Origin of the sequence: Aerococcus sp. HMSC062A02 (assembly GCF_001809535.1) — a bacterium.
Lineage (GTDB): Bacteria > Bacillota > Bacilli > Lactobacillales > Aerococcaceae > Aerococcus.
Genome location: NZ_KV797921.1, coordinates 35,532 through 39,422 on the forward strand (window position 1 = coordinate 35,532; position 3,891 = coordinate 39,422).

Sequence of the window (3,891 nt, forward strand, 5' to 3'; positions counted from 1 at the left end):
GTCATCCCTTTCTAAACGCCTTTGCTCACACCCTTTTTTTAGAATAATTGTTTGTCACTACCGAAGCGTTGACCCAGTGCTTCTTGGGCAACTTGGTTGAAGTAGTGCCAAGTGTTGTCGTATTCAGGTTGGAAGAAGAAGTCAGCTAAGGCGAGGTCTTCAAGTGTCCAACCGGCTGAGATGGCAACGGATAGGGTGTTGATGTCCCGTGCTAAGTTCATGGTGGACATGATTTGTGCCCCGACTAATTTGTGGTCGTCTTTGCGGTAATGGATCTTCATGAAGACTTCTTGGTCGTCTTTCATGAACTTAGGCAGGACAGGAATTTGGAGGAATTGGCTTTCTACTTCGCCATCAATTTCTGCCTTGTCGCAGTCCTTAACGCCTGTTGCCGCAAAGTGGTAGTCGAAGAGGGCTAGGCCGCTGGTACCGTTGACGCTAGGTGATTTGACTTTGTTTTCCCCAGCGATAATGTTTTGAGCAGCTGCAACCGCTTGACGGCGGGCATTGCTGGCGAGAGCAATGGCCTTGCCTTTACCAGTTGGGTTGAATGGAATTTCGGTGGCGTCACCGGCAACATAGATATCTTTAACAGATGATTCCAGGTATTCGTTGACTTTAACGAAGCCCTTGTCATCGAGTTCCAGGGTGCCCTTGAGCCATTCGGTGTTTGGTTTAACGCCAACAGCGAAGAGAACGGTGTCGGCGGGATATTCGCCCTTGTCTGTAATCACTTTGGCAACTTGGCCGTCTTTGCCTTCGACAGATTGGACGCATTCATTGCCGTGGAAGTCGAGGCCTTTATCAGCCGCATGAGCTTCGAGGACTTCGGTGAATTCCTTGTCCAGGTAAGTTGGTAAGATGCGGTCTTGGCTATCGATCACAGTGGTCTTAATGCCAGCCTTGGTGAAGGCTTCTGCCGCTTCAATCCCAATGTAGCCGCCGCCTACAACAACGGCTTCTTTGGCTTCTGCCATACGTTTTTTGACGCGGTCTGCCCAGTCACGGCCCCGGAGATAGTAGACGTGGTCGAGGTCAGTCCCTGCAATAGGGAGTTCAACCGGAACAGCCCCAGGACTTAAGAAGAGCTTGTCATAGCTGACCTGGTGTTCACCTTGGTCGTCTTTAACAGTAACTTCCTTGGCATCACTATCAATCGCAACTACTTGACTATTGGTGTAGGCGTTAATACCTTGTTTCTTGTAAGAGTCTTCTGTTGCATAATGAAGATCGTCCAAGTGATCGGACTTGTCTTCTAAGTAAGACTGAATCCCACAAGATAGGAAGGACATGGTGGATCCACTTTCATAGAGATCGATTTCAATGTCCTGGTCAGCCTTGAGCAAAGTTTGAACCATTTCGTAACCAGCATGTGACGTTCCGACAACAACAACTTTCATCGTATACATCCTCCTTAATATTTTGTTACCCCCATCCTAGTACAAAAGGAGAGATTTCACAAACAAAAGGGCTCAGGAAAAGATTAAAATATGCTGGAAAATAAGGGCTTCTATCCCGTCATATGGGAGCGACTTATGCTAGAATAGGAATAAGTGAACAAGTAAAGGAGGCGCTTATGAACCATTTCTTAGAATACCTCAACAGTGACCAACTCGATTCTGAACTCTTTATTGAGAAGGCCCTTTATTCCTTGGCTGCCATCTTGTTGACCTTCTTGCTCATGAAGGGGATCAAATGGCTCTTACCTAAGCTAACGGATAATGAAAACCTGGCCCAGCGAATTAACCGCTTTAGCCGACTCATTGTCTTCTTCTTGGCCTTTATCTTTATCCTCAGCCTCTGGTTCTCCCAGGCCAAGCTCCTGGGGGTCATCATTCTGATTATCCTGGCCTTCCTCACCCTGGCCTCGCGGGATGTGGTGGTGGACCTGGTGGCCTATCTCTATATTATCCTGCGCTCACCTTTAGAAGTGGGCAGTGTGATCGATATTAATGGCGTCTCCGGCGAAGTGGTGGACCTGGATTTTCTCCAGATTAACCTGGCTGAAGTGGGGACCATGACCAAGGCCCGGACCCATACCGGCCGCTACATCTCGGTACCCAACCGCTGGATCTTCGAGCACGCCATCTATAACTACAACCACGACAGCCCCTATGTGGTGGTGGATGTTATGGTGCCTATTGATTACGGCCAAGACTTGGAAAAGGTCAAGAAGATTACCGCCAAGGTGGCCTATGAGAAGTACGAGGGCTTCCTCGAGCAGTGCACGGAAGAAGAATTGGCCCTCTTCAAACGCAAGATGGATGGTTTGGAGGCCTCAACTAAGCCCCAGATCCGGATCGAATACGGCAACCGGTCCATGAATGTCTACATCCAATTCTTCACTCCCTACGACAAGATTGCTGTCAACAAGATGATCATGCAAAACGCCCTCTACTTCGACCTGCGCAGTCGCGGCATCCAAGTCACCAGCATGCAAGTGGTTAAATTTGAAGAATAGCGTGGGAGAAAAGTCGTTAGTCCTGGACCACTGGAGCAAAGGGTGATCAATCGTAGCTATACGATTGATTGATTATCTTTTGTGAAGTGGACGCCAGGGCTGACTTTTGGAGCAGGTTTTGAATAGCGTGGGAGAAAGTCGTTTAGTCCTATATTCTTGAAAGAAAAAGAAGCCGGCACCATCTCGTCAGAGACGCGCCGGCTTTTTCTAAAGGGGAAGCTAGGGGGCAGTAACCCACACTCTTAAGCTCTGATTGTGGGGGAGTGGTCGTCAATCCACACTCGCCGCCCCCAATTGTATCTTGGGCCCCGGAAGGTTGACATTATAAGTCCGTATACTTTTTATTCTGCCCCCGGCTCTTGTCGACGGGATATTTGATAGCATTTTTAGCTAGTTTGCGGGGGATGAGTTCTTCGATGTCGAGGTCCAGGTTGTCCGCCAGCATGAGGGCGTAGATGAGAACATCGGCCAGCTCATCCTTGATGGCCTCGATATTTTGATTGCCTTCTTCCGCAGTCTTCCACTGGTAAATTTCTAAGAGTTCACTTGCTTCGAGAACCAAGGACAGGGCCAGGTCCTTCTCATTGTGGAACTGCCGCCAGTCCCTCGCATCACGGAAAGCGTTGATTTGTTCAATTAGGGTCATTGGAATCCTCCTTTCTTTCTCCTTATTATAAGACTTCTGCTGGCTTGGTCCAAGCTTGGATGTTTTTACCAGCAATTGCCAAGCCGGTGCCTTTACTGGTAGAATAGGGGTATTCAAGCCTTTTGGATAAGGCCGCGCAGCAATTTGAAGGAGTGGGAGTGTCAAATCATGGATGAATTAATGGAAGAAATTTTAGTTTCTAAGGAAGACTTGCAGGTTCGGATTAAGGAATTGGCGGATGAAATTGCAAAGGACTACCAGGACAAGAATCCGCTCTTGGTCTGTGTCCTCAAGGGGGGCATGCCCTTTATGGCGGACCTGATGAAGGAGATGGATATTCTCCTGGAGATCGATTTTATGGATGTGTCGAGCTATGGGGATGGCTTCGAGTCGAGCGGTGAGGTGAAGATTGTTAAGGACCTCTCCCAGCCAGTCAAGGACCGTCATGTGATCTTTGTGGAGGATATTATTGATACGGGACGGACCCTGACCTATCTTTACCAGGTCTTAGAGAGTCGCCAGGCAGCTTCCATTAAGACTGTCTCCCTCCTGGACAAACCGGCTCGCCGGACCAAGGACTTCCAGGCTGACTGGATTGGTTTTGAGATTCCCGATAAGTTTGTAGTGGGCTATGGCTTGGACTTCAAGGGCCAATTGCGCAATTATCCACAGATTGCGGTTCTCAAAAAAGAAGTTTATAGTTAGAATTCTTAGTGCCAGGTGAACGACCTGGTACTTTTTTGGCTCTTGGCTCCAGTGAAAGGAAGCTAACCGCGCGCCCTCA

General features: G+C 48.6%; 4 protein-coding genes. 2 read left to right on the forward strand and 2 right to left on the reverse strand.

Annotation, left to right across the window (positions count from 1 at the left end):
- Window positions 1-38: 38 nt before the first annotated feature.
- Window positions 39-1,400 carry an FAD-dependent oxidoreductase gene (locus HMPREF2626_RS03725; protein ID WP_070617627.1) on the reverse strand — a complete coding sequence of 454 codons (1,362 nt, stop codon included), beginning with the start codon at window positions 1,398-1,400 and terminating at the stop codon, window positions 39-41.
- Window positions 1,401-1,576: 176 nt separating this feature from the next.
- Between HMPREF2626_RS03725 and HMPREF2626_RS03730 the strand changes: the two genes are divergently transcribed.
- On the forward strand, window positions 1,577-2,461 hold the full coding sequence (locus HMPREF2626_RS03730; protein ID WP_070617629.1) for a mechanosensitive ion channel family protein: 885 nt from the start codon (window positions 1,577-1,579) through the stop codon (window positions 2,459-2,461).
- A 322-nt stretch (window positions 2,462-2,783) separates the two neighbouring features.
- Here the strand turns inward: HMPREF2626_RS03730 and HMPREF2626_RS03735 are convergent, their stop codons facing one another.
- Complete coding sequence (locus HMPREF2626_RS03735) at window positions 2,784-3,107, reverse strand: nucleotide pyrophosphohydrolase (RefSeq protein WP_070617633.1); 324 nt, start codon at window positions 3,105-3,107, stop codon at window positions 2,784-2,786.
- Between the two features lie 168 nt (window positions 3,108-3,275).
- Between HMPREF2626_RS03735 and hpt the strand changes: the two genes are divergently transcribed.
- Window positions 3,276-3,812, forward strand: a complete 537-nt coding sequence (gene hpt, locus HMPREF2626_RS03740; protein ID WP_141744578.1) for a hypoxanthine phosphoribosyltransferase — start codon at window positions 3,276-3,278, stop codon at window positions 3,810-3,812.
- Window positions 3,813-3,891: the final 79 nt, after the last annotated feature.